This window comes from Undibacterium sp. TJN25, assembly GCF_049339885.1.
Classification (GTDB): Bacteria; Pseudomonadota; Gammaproteobacteria; order Burkholderiales; family Burkholderiaceae_D; genus Undibacterium.
The window spans coordinates 356483-370477 of sequence record NZ_JBMPPM010000004.1; the positions used below are offsets into that span (position 1 = coordinate 356483).

Genomic DNA, 13995 nt, shown 5'->3' on the forward strand with positions numbered 1-13995 from the left:
TCTATTTTTCCGTACCGGGCCGTTGCAGCCTTAAGGCCGTCACTACGGGTAAAAACACTTCGGTCACCAGCAGGCAAGACCCCTTGCGCCGAAAAACCGAGCGCCGGGCAAGCAAACCCTGCACTGCTTCGCCTTGCCCTAACTCCAGCTGCAGCGCCTGCACCCTGCGCACCAGCGGATGCGATGCGCGCAGGCGGGCGTAAGTCAATGCACCCCTGTGCACCAGAGGGTCGTTGAACAGCGTCGTGCCCAGCGACTTTTCTCCCAGGTTGTGAAACAAGGGCCATGCCGACGCCGTCGCCGTCAGCGGTACTGCCGTATGCGCATACACGACTGGCCGGCCGTCACAGCATAGCAAGACCTGCCGTTCATGCACCCGCTGGCGCCTCGCCAGTCCCAGTTCCGCATATTCGTCCGCCAGGCATATCGCCTGCCGCTGGCTGAGCTGCTGCACGCGGAACTGCCCGCAACGCGCCACCAGCCTGGCAGTAAGCGATCCCCTGTCACTAAGCCAGCCTTGCATGTTCCCAGGGGCCTGTACCGCGTTGATATCGGCATGCCAGCGCGCGAGGCTGGTCCTACTATGCTGCGCTATCCGTGGTGCCACACCCATGTTCCCTGATACCGTCTGCCGCACTACTTCATCTGCCATCGCAAAAAGCCATTACCCGGTCGAGGTAGTGCTCGAAATCCGAAATCCCGTGGTCGCTGCCGTCTATCACCAGTTGCTGCGCGGCGGGATAATGTTCAGCCATCTCGCGCCAGTCGAGCACCTCGTCGCCGGTTGCCGCCAGCAGAAAATAGCGTTCCGGCCTTGTGATTGCCGGCACCTCGTAAGAGCGCAATTCGGCCACATATTCCTGCTTGAATTCAAACACCTCGTCGCTATGGTAAGCAGTAGTTACTCCCACATATTTTTCCAGCTCGCGCGGCGGCCTGACAGCAGGGTTCAACAAGGCAGCCTTGCACCCGTATTTCTCCGCCAGCCAGGTTGCATAATATCCGCCCAGCGAAGAACCGATCAGCACCACGTTTTCCGCTCCATGCAAGCTGAGCAACTGCTCAGCCTGGCCTATCGCCTGCAGCGGCGATGCGGACAGCTGCGGGCACAGGTATTCATTGCCGCGGCCATGCTGCTCCAGATATTGCCCTATCATGCGGGCCTTGAAGGACAGCGGTGACGAGCGAAAGCCGTGCAGGTACAGTATCATTTACTGCACAGCCGCCAGTGCATCCAGCAGTTTCTGGTGCACGCCACCGAAGCCGCCGTTGCTCATCACGAGGATATGGTCGCCCGGCTGTGCCGCCTTGACGATGGACTCCACCAGTGTGGCAATGTCAGTGTAGGCGCTGGCCTTGTTGCCCAGCGGGCCGAGAGCCTCACCCAGGTCCCACCCCAGCGCATCCTTGCCTGCGCTGGCGCCATACCCAAACACCAGGTCGGCCTGCGCCAGGCTGCCCGGCAGCGCCTGCTTCATCGTACCCAGCTTCATCGTGTTGGAGCGCGGTTCCAGCACGGCCAGTATTCGCGCATGCCCGACTTTCCTGCGCAGGCCTTCCACCGTCGTTGCCACCGCCGTAGGATGATGGGCAAAGTCGTCCACCACGGTAATATTGTTCACCACGCCGCGCACTTCCATGCGGCGCTTTACATTGACGAATTGCGCCAGTGCTTCTATTGCCAGTGCCGGCGCTACGCCTACGTGCCTTGCCGCCGCTATGGCCGCCAGCGCATTCATGCGGTTATGGGCGCCGTTCAGTTGCCACTGCACCGTGCCCTGCAGGACATCGTTGAAATACACGTCGAAATCTTCGCCATCCCGCAATTTCAGGCTCCAGCCTTGCTCCACATCGCTGCCGAAAAACTCTTTCTCACTCCAGCAGCCTCGCTGCAGTACGTTCTGCAGCGACGGCTCCTGTGCGTTGACGATCAGCCGGCCAACGCCCGGCACCGTCCGGACCAGATGATGAAACTGGGTTTCAATGGCCTTCACATCGGCAAAGATGTCGGCATGATCGAACTCCAGGTTGTTCAGTACCGCAGTTTTTGCGTGGTAATGGACGAACTTGCTGCGCTTATCGAAGAAAGCGGTGTCATATTCATCCGCTTCTATGACGAAGAAGTCGGATTGCTGGCCGGGACCGCTGAGGCGCGCGGAAATGCCGAAATTCAGCGGCACGCCACCGATCAGGAAACCTGGCGCATACCCTGCTGCCTCCAGTATCCATGCCAGCATTGCAGAGGTTGTTGTCTTGCCGTGCGTGCCTGCCACCGCGAGCACCCAGCGGTCCCTCAATAGCTGGTCGCCCATCCACAGCGGGCCGGATATATAAGGCAGCCCCCGGTTCAATATTTCTTCCATCAGCGGATTGCCGCGCGAAATCACATTACCGATCACAAACAGATCGGGCTGCAGATGGATTTGCTCGGGGCCATAACCCTCAGTCAGTTCTATTCCCTGCGCCTGCAATTGCGTACTCATCGGCGGATATACGTTGGCGTCGCAACCTGTCACCTTATGGCCGGCTTCCTTTGCCAATACCGCCAGACCGCCCATGAAAGTCCCGCAAATACCTAGTATGTGAATATGCATATTTAATTGATAAGGAAATCTTTAGTCGTCGCGCATCTGAACCGAATCTGAAACTTTTAGGCGTATTACCTCTCAAAAGACAGGCAATAAATTTGAGAATCCCGCAATTCTACCTGAGCGGCATAAGCAGAGGCAGACTTTAGAAGTCTGGGCTATTATCTAGGGCAAGCGGCCTGCCGATCATTAACGATCACTAACGGATGGACGGCGGGCCGCTTGTCCGATCAAGACCTATGAATATTCAAGCAATGCTTAACTACCCTAGTGATGCCGAAATGCTGCGTAGCGAAATCGCTATGCTGGCAGCCCGCATGATCGCGGAAGACGGCGCCGACTACGGGTCCGCCAAGCGCAAAGCCGCCAAGCAGATCCTCGGCAACAAGAAGCCCAAAGGCGACGTATTGCCGGACAATAGCCAGATAGAGCAGGAAGTCCGGGAATACAATGCGCTGTTTTTCGGCGATACGCAGCCGCAGCGTCTGCTGCTGCTGAGGCAGATTGCGCTCGGCCTGATGCTGGAACTGGAAAAATTCAATCCCTACCTGACCGGCGCGGTGCTGAACGGCACTGCCGGGCAGCATAGCGATATCCACCTGCAGCTGTTTGCCGACAATACCAAGGAAGTAGCGATCTTCCTTCTGAACAAGGATGTGCGCTTTGAAGTGTCTGAAACCTCCGGCAACCGCAACGAAACCGTCGAAACCCTGAGCTTCCTGCACCAGCAGGAAGGAGTGCATCTGGCTTTGTATAACCTGGATGACCTGCGGGCCGGCGGCCGCACAGAACGCAGCAATATTACCGCAGTACGTAATTTAATAGAAGAAAGCACAACAGAATGAAAAAGAGTTTTATTGCCAGCGCCGCTATCGTCGCCGTTATTTTTGCCGGCGCGGGTATCTACTTCGGCACCCAGCACGCGGCGCCGGCCAAACAGCCGTCGCCGGTCGTCGGACAATTAATGAAGATGACGCTGGCGGACAGTAAAGGCCAGCAGCAAAAATTATCGCAATGGCAGGGAAAGTTCCTGGTCGTTAATTTTTGGGCAACCTGGTGCGGCCCCTGCGTGCAGGAAATGCCGGAATTGTCTGCGTTGCAAGGTGAACTCGCATCCAAGAATATCCAGCTGTTGGGCCTGGGCATAGACAGTCCCAGCAATATTGCCGAATTTGCCGATAAATATAAAATTACCTACCCGGTCTTTGCCGCCGGCATGGACGGCACCGAACTGTCGCGCCAGATGGGCAATCAGGCAGGCGGACTGCCATTTACCGTGCTGATCGCGCCGGACGGAAGCTTGGTAAAAAGCTATCTAGGACGCCTGAACATGAATGAGTTACGTGCCGATATAACAAAACTGACTATGTAAGCTATCGAGTTTTCCTTGCCAATGTGGGGTAATTGGCGGCAAAATGCGCCTATCGTCGATAAACCAATTGGTATTATGGCAAGTAACATCCTGCTGCTGAACGGACCCAACCTGAACCTGCTCGGAACCAGAGAGCCTGCGGTATATGGTCACACCACTTTGGCGGATGTGGAGTCTGCAGCACGGCAACAGGCAGAAGCTGCCAATGCCAGGCTGCATGCTTTTCAAAGTAATCACGAGGGTGCTTTGATAGACCGCATCCATGCAGCGCGTGATGAAAAGATCGATGCCATTGTCATCAATCCGGGCGGTCTGACCCATACCAGCGTCGCATTAAGAGATGCACTTGCCGGCGTGGGCATTCCTTTTATCGAAGTGCACATTTCCAATGTGCACCAGAGAGAGGCTTTCCGCCACCACTCTTTTCTGTCTTCCATTGCAACAGGCGTCATCTGCGGCCTTGGTACCGACGGTTACAGACTGGCGATTGACTTTGCATTAAAAAGTCTTTAAATTCGTCCATCTTCACGCAATTAGCCGATATTGGCATATAATCGCGCCCTACGATTCCAGTCGCAGCGATTTGCCTGAGTATCGATTTGTGTATCCAATAATTTAAAAACCATTATTCCCAGGGGAATTCCACATGGATTTAAGAAAACTAAAAACCTTGATCGACCTCGTTGCCGAGTCTGATATTGCAGAACTCGAAGTCACGGAAGGCGAAGGCAAGGTTCGCATTGTTAAAACTTCCGCGATACCCCAGAACCAGGTAGTCATGATGCAGCCGCAGGCAATGCAGCAGCCCATGCAGGCAGCCCCTGTTGCCGCGGCGCCGGTTGCGCCGGCCGCTCCTGCAGTTCCTGAAGGCCATATCGTCAAGTCGCCTATGGTCGGCACTTTCTACCGCTCGTCCGCTCCGGGCGCAGCCGCTTTTGTTGAAATTGGCGCCAGCGTCAAGGCCGGCGCTACGCTGTGCATTATTGAAGCAATGAAGCTGCTCAATGAAATCGAAAGCGACACTACCGGCGTGGTCAAACAGATCCTGGTCGAAAACGGCCAGCCGGTCGAATATGGTCAACCTTTGTTTGTGATTGGCTAAACGCCGGCACCCGCTTTCCGCGGCCTAAGTCCAGCGTTGTTCAGCAGCATTATCACTGCACCGCAATCAAGCGCTGCAATCACTACAGACTACTACTATGTTTGAAAAAATCCTTATCGCCAACCGTGGTGAAATCGCGCTACGCATCCAGCGCGCTTGCCGCGAGATGGGCATTAAAACCGTGGTCGTGCACTCCGAGGCCGACCGCGAAGCCAAATACGTCAAGCTGGCGGATGAATCCGTCTGCATAGGACCGGCACCCTCCGCGCTGAGCTACCTGAGCATGCCGGCCATCATCAGCGCGGCGGAAGTCACCGATGCGCAGGCGATCCATCCGGGCTACGGCTTCCTGTCTGAAAACGCCGATTTCGCGGAGCGCGTAGAGCAATCCGGCTTCGTCTTCATTGGACCGCGCGCGGAATCGATACGGATGATGGGCGACAAGGTCTCCGCCAAGCACGCAATGATCAAGGCCGGCGTACCCTGCGTGCCTGGTTCTGAAGGCGCCTTGCCGGATGACCCCAAGACCATCGTGCAGATCGCCCGCAAAGTAGGCTATCCGGTCATTATCAAGGCTGCCGGCGGCGGCGGCGGACGCGGCATGCGCGTTGTGCATACCGAAGCGGCATTGCTGAACGCCGTGACGATGACCAAGGCGGAAGCCGGCGCAGCCTTCGGCAATCCCGAAGTGTATATGGAAAAATTCCTGGAAAATCCGCGCCACGTGGAAATCCAGATTCTGGCCGACGAGCATAAAAACGCCATCTGGCTCGGCGAACGCGATTGCTCCATGCAGCGCCGCCACCAGAAAGTAATAGAAGAAGCACCGGCACCCGGCATTCCACGCAAGATCATCGAAAAAATCGGCAACCGTTGCGCTGAAGCCTGTCGCAAGCTGGGCTATCGCGGTGCCGGCACGTTTGAATTCCTGTACGAAAACGAAGAGTTTTATTTCATTGAAATGAATACCCGCGTGCAGGTGGAACATCCGGTGACGGAAATGATTACCGGCGTCGATATCGTGCAGGAGCAGATCCGCATTGCTTTTGGTGAAAAGCTGCGCTACCGCCAGACCGACATCGAACTGAAAGGCCACTCGATAGAGTGCCGCATCAACGCGGAAGACCCATTCAAGTTTACGCCGTCTCCCGGACGCATCGTTTCCTGGCACGCGCCGGGCGGCCCCGGCATACGTGTGGATTCGCATGCTTACGCCGGCTATTTCGTGCCGCCGAATTACGATTCGATGATAGGCAAGGTCATTTCCTACGGCGCCACCCGCGAACAGGCAATCAAGCGCATGCAGATCGCGCTGTCTGAAATGGTGGTCGAAGGCATACAGACCAATATCCCGCTACACCGCGAACTGATGATTGATGCCCGCTTTATCGAAGGCGGCACCAATATCCATTACCTGGAACAAAAGCTCGCCGACAAGCCGGATTTGCCGAAAGACGCAAAAGCAGGCAAGAAATAAGAGGGTATTACCGTAATGGCCTGGATAGAAATTGTTATTGAAGTTGCACGCGAGCACGCGGAACCGCTTTCCGATGCATTGATGGAAGCGGGCGCGCTGTCGGTATCGGTGGAAGATGCCGACGAAGGCACCGATGCGGAAAATCCCCTGTTCGGCGAACCCGGCATGGAGCCGGATGAAACCGCATGGGACCGCAGCCGCGTAGTGGCACTGGCTGAAGTCGACAGCGACCACGCTGCGATCGTGGCCGAAGCTGCTGCCGCCATTTCCCTGACAACTTTGCCGGCCTATACCACCCGCCCGGTGGAAGAGCAGGACTGGGTGCGTTTGACGCAATCCCAGTTCGAGCCTATCCACATCGGCAAAAACATCTGGGTTGTTCCCAGCTGGCATGATGCGCCCGATGCGAATGCGCTGATCCTGGAGCTAGATCCGGGACTGGCCTTCGGTACCGGCAGCCACCCCACGACGCGGCTGTGCATGGAATGGCTGGAAGCCCATGCACCGAAGGACCTGACAGTGCTCGATTACGGCTGCGGTTCCGGCATCCTGGCAATGGTCGCCAAAAAGCTGGGCGCGCAAGATGTGGTCGGCGTTGATATCGATCCGCAGGCAATCGAATCCGCACGCTACAACGCGGAGCGCAATCATTGCGACATCCACTATGCATTGCCCGAAGATTTTTCGGTCACCCATCCGGCCAGTCACAAATTCGGCGTGGTGGTTGCCAACATCCTTTCCAGTCCGCTGAAACTGATGGCGCCGATGCTGTCCGGCCGGGTTATTCCGGGCGGCTCGCTGGTGCTGTCCGGCGTACTGTCCCGGCAGGCAGATGAGGTAGCGGCAGCTTACGCTCCCTATATCACCTTGTCGGTATGGGCCGAGCACGAGGGCTGGGTCGCCCTGGCCGGCAAACTTCCCGCCTAGCGCGACGGCACGCGGACGACAGCGATGGCCCTCGCCACCCAATGTCCTCACTGTCATACGACATTCCGTGTCGCCAATGACCAGCTGAAGCTGCACGCGGGCATCGTCCGCTGCGGCTCCTGCCAGCAGATTTTTAACGGCATAGAACACCTGGTGGCGCCCGGCGCCGCTCCCTCACATCCTTCAGCCCCTTCGGTAGTTCCTGCTGCCGCGCCGGAAGCCGCTGCCCCGGCAGCGCAGCAACAAGCGCCTGCCATCGCTGAAACGTCCAGCACGCTTCATGCAGCACCTGTCCATGCAACTTCCACCGAAACAGCAACGCTGGAAGAAGCAAAGGCTGTTCCTATACAGGAAGCCGCTCAGGCGCCCGCTCAGCAAGCTGCTCCGTTTTCCGCTGACATGCTGGACTTTGAAGAAGAGCTGTTCACCGAGCCCCTTCCCTTCGCCAGCGGCAAGCCCGCTTCAGATCCGGTTCACGCGGTGCCGCCGGAACCGGCCATTGACGTGGCGGATGAAGAGGATGAGGAGGAAGCCGAGCACCGGCACCGCATGGCGCTGCTGGTAGAAGCGGAGGCGGACTGGTCCATCGCCGATAGCCCGGTTGATGCAAACAAGCTGGCGCGCGATGCATTGCTTGCCACTGACACCAAGGTATTCCTGCCTGCCGCAGATGCGCTGCTCGCGGACGAGTCGCAGCAGCCGGCGGCCGGTGAAGGAAACGAAACGGAAGCAGAGTCGGAAACAGTATCACACTTCGATTCCGAGGCTGAATTCCATCCCGAATTGCTTTCTGAATTTGAAGCGGCATACGAATCCGGGTTCGACGCCGCCGCCGCAGACGACGGCCAGGCAATATCGCTGGCCGAACCGGAGGCCGAACCGGAACAAGCCGAACAGGCACCTGCCGCTGAAACATCACACGCTGCCGACGCCGACGCCATTGCAGAGGATGCGGCAGATAATGCACATGCGCTGGAAGAAGTTGCAGAAACCCCAGAAGCCCTAGAAGCCGCGACACCGCATACCGAGGCGACAGTAGAAACCGTAGCGGAGATAGCCGATGCCGACGAAGAGCCGCTGGTACCGGAAACAACGGACACCTATGTGGGCAGCGATGCCGAACAGGCATTGGAAGCGGCATCCATACGCGCCGAACATATAGGCGACAATATTTCAGATGTACTGGAGTCGGATGCGCCGGATTTTGTAGTCCAGGCAGAGCGCAAAAAAGCGCGCAGCAAAACAGTGCGCATTGCGATGATGCTGATGTCGGTATTGCTGTTCCTTGCATTGCTGGCGCAGGCCGCCTATACGATGCGCAACCAGCTTGCCGCCTGGTTTCCGCAATATAAGCCTATGCTGGCCGATGCATGCAAGCCCTTGAATTGCCAGATCAGCCTGCTGGCGCAGATCGATATGGTCTCGATAGAATCCAATGAATTGCAGAGGCTGTCGCCGGACAAGAATGTATTTTCACTGACGCTGCTATTGCGCAACAAGGGCAGCAGCGTCCAGGCCTGGCCAATGCTGGAGCTGACGCTGGACAGCGACAAGGGCCAGCCGGTCCTGCGCAAGGTCTTTACCCCCGCCGAATATCTGGCTAACAAGTCCGACCTGGTCAAGGGCTTCCCCGGCACATCCGAACAGCCGGCCAGCCTGTTTTTTGAGCTGGAAACCATCAAGGCAGCCGGCTATCACGTGATGCTGTTTTATCCCTGATCTGCCTCTGTTTTACTCCTGCTTATGCCTGACAAGGCGGGATTGAAGCAAGCATTTATTTGAGGATTTCAACCGCGCAGGGCTATCGCCAGTTGCGCCCCCACCCTCGCATTGTTTTTCACCAGCGCGATATTGGTCGCCAGGCTGCGGCCGCCGGTCAGCTGTTTGATGCGGTTCAACAGGAAAGGCGTGACTGCCTTGCCGGCCACTCCCTGGCTATCCGCCTCTTGCAAGGCTTGCTGGGTGATGGCGTCGATTTCCGTTTTCGGCATTGCATCGGTTTCCGGCACAGGATTGGCGACCAGCACACCGCCGCGCAGGCCCAGCTGCCACTTGGTGCGGATGAAGCCGGCCTGCTGCTGCGCGCTGTCCAGTTGAAAATCGGCGTTGAAGCCGCTATCGCGTGTGAAGAAAGCCGGAAACTGCCGCTGCCCTACGCTGATGACCGGCACGCCATGCGTCTCCAGATATTCCAGCGTCAGGCCAAGGTCCAGTATTGACTTCGCACCCGCACAAACCACGGCCACCGAGGTTTGCGCAAGTTCCTGCAAATCAGCCGAGATATCGAAGCTGGTTTCAGCGCCCCGATGTACGCCGCCTATGCCGCCGGTGACGAATACTTCGATGCCCGCCAGCTCTGCGCAGATCATCGTGGCCGCTACCGTGGTGGCGCCCATCTTGCCGCTGGCCAGCACATAAGGCAGGTCGCGCCGGCTGACTTTCATGACGTCCGGCGTTGTGCCCAGCAGTTCCAGCTCCGCCGCCGACAGGCCAACGCGGATTTTGCTGCCGATAACGGCAATCGTGGCGGGCACGGCGCCGGCGTCGCGGATGATCTGTTCCACTTCGCGCGCGGTCTGCACGTTTTGCGGGTAAGGCATGCCGTGCGCAATGATCGTCGATTCCAGTGCTACGACGGGCTTGCCTGTGGCACGCGCATGCGCGACTTCTTCCGAATACACCAGGTAATTTTGCATTTGTTTTTTCCTTTTGTTGATACCTTGATTTTTCAGCCGGCTTTAGACCAGGTTAAGTGCCTGCGACACCGGCTTTCATGATTTCTTGCGGCTCAGGCCAGCAATGTTTCCAGGCTATCCGGCGCCAGGTCGGTACAGACGGTAGCGCTGCTTTGTATGGTCAACGCAGCCAATGTCAGGCCGCGGCGGCAGGCCAGTTCCAGGTCATCCGGCGCACTACACAGCGACCAGCATACGGCAGCGGCAAATGCATCGCCGGCGCCAGTGACGTCGCGCACCGGCACCGGCGGCGCAGCCAGCCGGCGAACGCCGCTGCCCGATGTATACAGCACGCCCTGGTTGCCCAGCGTCACCACCAGATCCTGCACGCCCTGCCGCTGAACAACCTCGCAGGCCGATGCAATCTCGTCATCGCCGGCCAGCGCATGGCCCAACCGGGTTTCCAGTTCCCCGCGGTTCAGGATCAGCAGGCGCACACCGTGCAGGTGGGCCGGCAAGCGCGCCATCTTGGGCTGGGAAACCGCCACCAGCACCAGCGGCAGACCGTCGCGCACGGCATCCTGCAGCAGCAGGCTGATGCTTTCTGCCGGCAGGTTCAAATCTGCCACCGTCATTGCAGCAGCGGCGCGCTGCGGCTGCCGCGATGCCAGGAACTCCGGCGTCAGCTGGTCGCATAGCTGCATGTGTGACAAGGCCAGCAGCATTTCGCCCTTGTCATCCAGCACTGCGGTATAGCTGCCGCTGGCCGTGGCGGCAAGCCTCAGGCTGCCGCGCATATCCAGGCCCACGGTATCTGCGTGCGCCAGCATTGCGCCGGCAGCGGCATCGTCGCCCAAGGCCGTCAGCAGGCTGACCTGAGCGCCCAGCCTGGCCAGGTTTTCCGCAATATTGCGGGCGACGCCGCCCAGGCTTTCATGCTGGGACACCGGATTGGAGGTTCCCATCTGCAATGATGCCAGCGTGCGCACCTTGCGGTCCACGTTGGCGCCGCCTATGCAGACGACAGGCCGGTTGTCCGGCAGCACATAGGCACGGCCCAGCAGCCTGCGTTCGCGGATCAGCCCGGCAATATGGCCGGCCACTGCAGACCGCGACAGCTGAAGTTGCGCTGCCAGCTCCTGTTGCGAAATGAACGGATTGGCCTGTATCAACTGATAGAGCTGGTCTTTCTTGGAAATCTCTGCGGAGGCCATTGGTTTGGTTAATCGTCAAACAGGCCTTTACGGCCAAAAACAAACATTTGTTTATATTATTAAACAAATGTTCAAATACTGTCAAACAATCGCCGCCAAACCTCACTATATTGATGCATATAACGTAATCTTTTGGTGAATGCGCGCAAAAACCAAAAGCCCCGGGAATTAATTCTTGACTTGCTTTACACCGCCATAGTTAAATAGAGAACCGGCTACGCAAACGATTGCGCGGCCTATTTTTTTGCCTTTTAGCGAAATTGAGAAGCGGCCATCCAAGGGCAGAACAGCTTGAATTTCTGCTAAACTTGCAGGATTTTTACCCGTTTTGCCAGTTCCCTGGCTTTGCCTTTTGCGAGAAATATAAATGAAGCCACGCATCGCTGTTGTCGGCAGCGTCAACATGGATCTGGTGTTTCGTACACCGCGCATGCCTGCAGTTGGTGAGACCCTGAGCGGCCATGAGTTCCGCCAGATACCTGGCGGCAAAGGCGCCAACCAGGCTGTTGCCGCGGCGCGCCAGGGAGCCGATGTCGCCTTTATCGGACGCGTAGGCGATGACGGTTTCGGCCAGTATTCCATCCGCTGCCTGTCCGAAGACGGCATCGACGTCAGCTACCTGTCTGCCGTGCCCGATATTGCCACCGGCGTTGCCGGCATCATCGTCACCGATGCCGGCGACAACAGCATCGTGCTGGCGGCGGGCGCCAATGCCGCGCTGTCGGCAGAAAACGTCGACGCCGCGCAAACGGCAATTTCTTCCGCACAATTGCTGGTCTGCCAGCTGGAAACTCCGCTCAGCACCGTTACCCGCGCCATCCAGCTCGCCAAGCAACACAACGTCAAAGTCATCCTGAACCCGGCGCCTGTGCAGGCACTGGCCGATGAGTTGCTGCAGCAGGTCGATTACCTCGTCATCAACGAAACCGAAGCATCGCAGCTGAGCGGCATTCCCGTCACTAGCCAGGAAAGCGCGCACCTGGCGTCGGAAAAGCTGCTGCAGCGCGGCGTCTCCGCCGTATTGCTGACCATGGGTGAGCAAGGCCTGTGCATTACCGAGCCGGGCAAGCGTCAGTATATTGCTGCCATCAGGGTGGACGCCGTCGATACCACGGCTGCCGGCGATACCTTCGTGGGTGCATTTGCGGTTGGTATAGGCCGTGGCCTGGATATCCACGCTGCCAGCGTGGAGGCGCAGTACGCCGCTGCACTGACAGTGACCAAGCTGGGGGCGCAAACATCAATTCCCAGCCGCAGCGAAGTGGAAGAATTTATGCAAAGCCGGGCGGCTGGCTAACGCGGATTGCCGGTTGATACAAGGATATGCGGCAGGCCTGGCGTCGCCGACGGTAAACATCGCTGAATTCACGCGATATTCCCGGCTTTCTGGCAGACTTCGTGCTAGCTTACTGGTGGTTTGATACCGCCGCCGCAGGCATAAAAAAGCAGTCCGGCAGCGAATGACGGCTGCCGTGGACTTTTGACAGATATAGTGCTTCCAGGCCGGGCTTGAGCAGCACTCTCACATTCACACCTCTATCGAGATTAGGATTGCACATGAAATTGAATCGCGTGAAACTCAATCGCCTCTGTTTCGCCATCGCCGCGCTCTGCAGCGCAGGCGGCACCGTCACCGCCTATGCGGCTGATCCCAAGCTGGCCGTGGTTTATGATGCCGGCGGCAAGTTCGACAAGTCATTCAACCAGTCCGCTGCCGAAGGCGCGAACCGCTTCAAGCAGGAAACCAAAATCAATTTCCTGGAAGTCCAGGTCAGCAGCGATACGCAGACCGAGCAGGTGCTGCGCAATCTTGCCCGTAAAAACATGGATCTGATCGCTGCCATCGGCTTTGCGCAGGGCCAGGCGGTACAGACCGTTGCCAAGGAATTCCCCAAGGTTAAATTCGTCGTCATCGACAGCGTGGCTGCCGGCCCCAATGTGAACTCAGTGCTGTTCAAGGAACAGGAAGGCTCCTATTTGGTCGGTGTAGCCGCTGCTCTGGCCAGCAAGACCAAGAAGGTCGGTTTTGTCGGCGGCATGGATATCCCGCTGATCCGCTCGTTTGAATGCGGCTATGCACAAGGTGCAAAGTCGGTGGACGCCAAGATCGACGTGACGCAGAACATGGTCGGCACGACCCCCACCGCCTGGAACGATCCTGCCAAGGGCGGCGAACTGGCGCGCGCACAGTTTGAACGCGGCGTGGATGTCGTCTTCGCAGCGGCTGGCGGCAGCGGCATGGGTACATTGCAGGCCGCCAAGGAAAAAGGCAAGCTGGCCATCGGTGTTGATTCAAACCAGAATTACCTGCATCCGGGCACGATGCTGACATCGATGATGAAACGCGTCGACAATGCGGTCTATGACAGCTTCATGCAGGTCAAGAACGGCACCTGGAAAGCGGGCACCACCAACAAGGGCCTGAAAGAAGGCGGCGTGGACTGGGCATTGGACAAGGACAACCGCAGCCTGATCAGCGCTGATATCGAAAAGAAAGTCAACACAGCCAAGCAGGACATTATCAGCGGCAAGGTCAAGGTCATCGACTACCGCGAAAACAACAAGTGCCCGGTCTGATAGCGAATTGACGGAGACAAGCGGCAAGGCGGCAGCGCCTTGCCGGATCCGCCGGCCCTCCCC

At 57.9% G+C, this 13995-nt stretch carries 15 protein-coding genes; 9 read left to right on the forward strand and 6 right to left on the reverse strand.

Annotation, left to right across the window (positions count from 1 at the left end; genetic code table 11):
• Window position 1: 1 nt before the first annotated feature.
• Genes ACO0LO_RS11775 through mpl form a run of 3 tightly spaced genes read right to left on the reverse strand, consistent with a single transcriptional unit; the run spans window position 2 to window position 2594 of the window.
• The gene (locus ACO0LO_RS11775; protein WP_422964702.1) at window positions 2–613 is read right to left on the reverse strand and encodes a chorismate--pyruvate lyase family protein; all 612 of its coding nucleotides are present in this window, start codon (window positions 611–613) and stop codon (window positions 2–4) included.
• A gap of 28 nt (window positions 614–641) precedes the next feature.
• The gene (locus ACO0LO_RS11780) at window positions 642–1211 is read right to left on the reverse strand and encodes a YqiA/YcfP family alpha/beta fold hydrolase (RefSeq protein ID WP_422964419.1); all 570 of its coding nucleotides are present in this window, start codon (window positions 1209–1211) and stop codon (window positions 642–644) included.
• Window positions 1212–2594 (reverse strand): UDP-N-acetylmuramate:L-alanyl-gamma-D-glutamyl-meso-diaminopimelate ligase, encoded by a 1383-nt coding sequence (mpl, locus tag ACO0LO_RS11785; protein WP_422964420.1) that lies wholly within the window; start codon window positions 2592–2594, stop codon window positions 1212–1214.
• Window positions 2595–2827: 233 nt separating this feature from the next.
• Here mpl and ACO0LO_RS11790 point away from each other — a divergent pair, with 233 nt between their 5' ends.
• The 7 genes from ACO0LO_RS11790 to ACO0LO_RS11820 all read left to right on the forward strand — a co-directional run bounded on the left by ACO0LO_RS11790 (window position 2828) and on the right by ACO0LO_RS11820 (window position 9185).
• The gene (locus tag ACO0LO_RS11790; protein ID WP_422964421.1) at window positions 2828–3433 is read left to right on the forward strand and encodes a hypothetical protein; all 606 of its coding nucleotides are present in this window, start codon (window positions 2828–2830) and stop codon (window positions 3431–3433) included.
• A complete protein-coding gene (locus tag ACO0LO_RS11795) occupies window positions 3430–3960 on the forward strand; it encodes a TlpA disulfide reductase family protein (RefSeq protein WP_422964422.1) in 531 nt (176 codons plus the stop codon). Before ACO0LO_RS11790 ends, ACO0LO_RS11795 begins: the two co-directional genes overlap by 4 nt.
• A 75-nt stretch (window positions 3961–4035) precedes the next feature.
• Complete coding sequence (gene aroQ / locus ACO0LO_RS11800) at window positions 4036–4473, forward strand: type II 3-dehydroquinate dehydratase (RefSeq protein ID WP_422964703.1); 438 nt, start codon at window positions 4036–4038, stop codon at window positions 4471–4473.
• Between the two features lie 133 nt (window positions 4474–4606).
• A complete protein-coding gene (accB, locus tag ACO0LO_RS11805; RefSeq protein WP_422964423.1) occupies window positions 4607–5062 on the forward strand; it encodes an acetyl-CoA carboxylase biotin carboxyl carrier protein in 456 nt (151 codons plus the stop codon).
• 97 nt (window positions 5063–5159) lie between these two features.
• Window positions 5160–6539, forward strand: coding sequence for an acetyl-CoA carboxylase biotin carboxylase subunit (gene accC / locus ACO0LO_RS11810; protein ID WP_422964424.1), 1380 nt, complete (start codon window positions 5160–5162; stop codon window positions 6537–6539).
• A gap of 15 nt (window positions 6540–6554) precedes the next feature.
• Window positions 6555–7466: a 50S ribosomal protein L11 methyltransferase gene (gene prmA, locus ACO0LO_RS11815; protein ID WP_422964425.1), complete on the forward strand. Its 912-nt coding sequence runs from the start codon at window positions 6555–6557 to the stop codon at window positions 7464–7466.
• A gap of 24 nt (window positions 7467–7490) precedes the next feature.
• Entirely contained in the window at window positions 7491–9185 is a 1695-nt protein-coding gene (locus ACO0LO_RS11820; RefSeq protein WP_422964426.1) for a DUF3426 domain-containing protein, read from the forward strand.
• 68 nt (window positions 9186–9253) lie between these two features.
• On the opposite strand, the gene ACO0LO_RS11825 is transcribed toward ACO0LO_RS11820, so the two are convergent.
• The 3 genes from ACO0LO_RS11825 to ACO0LO_RS11835 all read right to left on the reverse strand — a co-directional run bounded on the left by ACO0LO_RS11825 (window position 9254) and on the right by ACO0LO_RS11835 (window position 11736).
• The gene (locus ACO0LO_RS11825; RefSeq protein ID WP_422964427.1) at window positions 9254–10162 is read right to left on the reverse strand and encodes a pseudouridine-5'-phosphate glycosidase; all 909 of its coding nucleotides are present in this window, start codon (window positions 10160–10162) and stop codon (window positions 9254–9256) included.
• A 92-nt stretch (window positions 10163–10254) separates the two neighbouring features.
• Window positions 10255–11355, reverse strand: a complete 1101-nt coding sequence (locus tag ACO0LO_RS11830) for a carbohydrate kinase (RefSeq protein ID WP_422964428.1) — start codon at window positions 11353–11355, stop codon at window positions 10255–10257.
• 168 nt (window positions 11356–11523) lie between these two features.
• On the reverse strand, window positions 11524–11736 hold the full coding sequence (locus ACO0LO_RS11835) for a hypothetical protein (RefSeq protein WP_422964429.1): 213 nt from the start codon (window positions 11734–11736) through the stop codon (window positions 11524–11526).
• Here ACO0LO_RS11835 and rbsK point away from each other — a divergent pair.
• Both rbsK and ACO0LO_RS11845 read left to right on the forward strand, forming a co-directional pair.
• Window positions 11723–12652: a ribokinase gene (gene rbsK, locus ACO0LO_RS11840; RefSeq protein ID WP_422964430.1), complete on the forward strand. Its 930-nt coding sequence runs from the start codon at window positions 11723–11725 to the stop codon at window positions 12650–12652. The genes ACO0LO_RS11835 and rbsK overlap by 14 nt on opposite strands.
• A gap of 260 nt (window positions 12653–12912) precedes the next feature.
• On the forward strand, window positions 12913–13932 hold the full coding sequence (locus tag ACO0LO_RS11845; RefSeq protein WP_422964431.1) for a BMP family lipoprotein: 1020 nt from the start codon (window positions 12913–12915) through the stop codon (window positions 13930–13932).
• Window positions 13933–13995 lie beyond the last annotated feature (63 nt).

Bases quoted from the DNA above. Each gene is read 5' to 3' on its own strand.
- ACO0LO_RS11775 (WP_422964702.1), bottom strand. From the start codon at position 613: ATGGGTGTGGCACCACGGATAGCGCAGCATAGTAGGACCAGCCTCGCG.
- ACO0LO_RS11780 (WP_422964419.1), bottom strand. From the start codon at position 1,211: ATGATACTGTACCTGCACGGCTTTCGCTCGTCACCGCTGTCCTTCAAG.
- mpl (WP_422964420.1), bottom strand. From the start codon at position 2,594: ATGCATATTCACATACTAGGTATTTGCGGGACTTTCATGGGCGGTCTG.
- ACO0LO_RS11790 (WP_422964421.1), top strand. From the start codon at position 2,828: ATGAATATTCAAGCAATGCTTAACTACCCTAGTGATGCCGAAATGCTG.
- ACO0LO_RS11795 (WP_422964422.1), top strand. From the start codon at position 3,430: ATGAAAAAGAGTTTTATTGCCAGCGCCGCTATCGTCGCCGTTATTTTT.
- aroQ (WP_422964703.1), top strand. From the start codon at position 4,036: ATGGCAAGTAACATCCTGCTGCTGAACGGACCCAACCTGAACCTGCTC.
- accB (WP_422964423.1), top strand. From the start codon at position 4,607: ATGGATTTAAGAAAACTAAAAACCTTGATCGACCTCGTTGCCGAGTCT.
- accC (WP_422964424.1), top strand. From the start codon at position 5,160: ATGTTTGAAAAAATCCTTATCGCCAACCGTGGTGAAATCGCGCTACGC.
- prmA (WP_422964425.1), top strand. From the start codon at position 6,555: ATGGCCTGGATAGAAATTGTTATTGAAGTTGCACGCGAGCACGCGGAA.
- ACO0LO_RS11820 (WP_422964426.1), top strand. From the start codon at position 7,491: ATGGCCCTCGCCACCCAATGTCCTCACTGTCATACGACATTCCGTGTC.
- ACO0LO_RS11825 (WP_422964427.1), bottom strand. From the start codon at position 10,162: ATGCAAAATTACCTGGTGTATTCGGAAGAAGTCGCGCATGCGCGTGCC.
- ACO0LO_RS11830 (WP_422964428.1), bottom strand. From the start codon at position 11,355: ATGGCCTCCGCAGAGATTTCCAAGAAAGACCAGCTCTATCAGTTGATA.
- rbsK (WP_422964430.1), top strand. From the start codon at position 11,723: ATGAAGCCACGCATCGCTGTTGTCGGCAGCGTCAACATGGATCTGGTG.
- ACO0LO_RS11835 (WP_422964429.1), bottom strand. From the start codon at position 11,736: ATGCGTGGCTTCATTTATATTTCTCGCAAAAGGCAAAGCCAGGGAACT.
- ACO0LO_RS11845 (WP_422964431.1), top strand. From the start codon at position 12,913: ATGAAATTGAATCGCGTGAAACTCAATCGCCTCTGTTTCGCCATCGCC.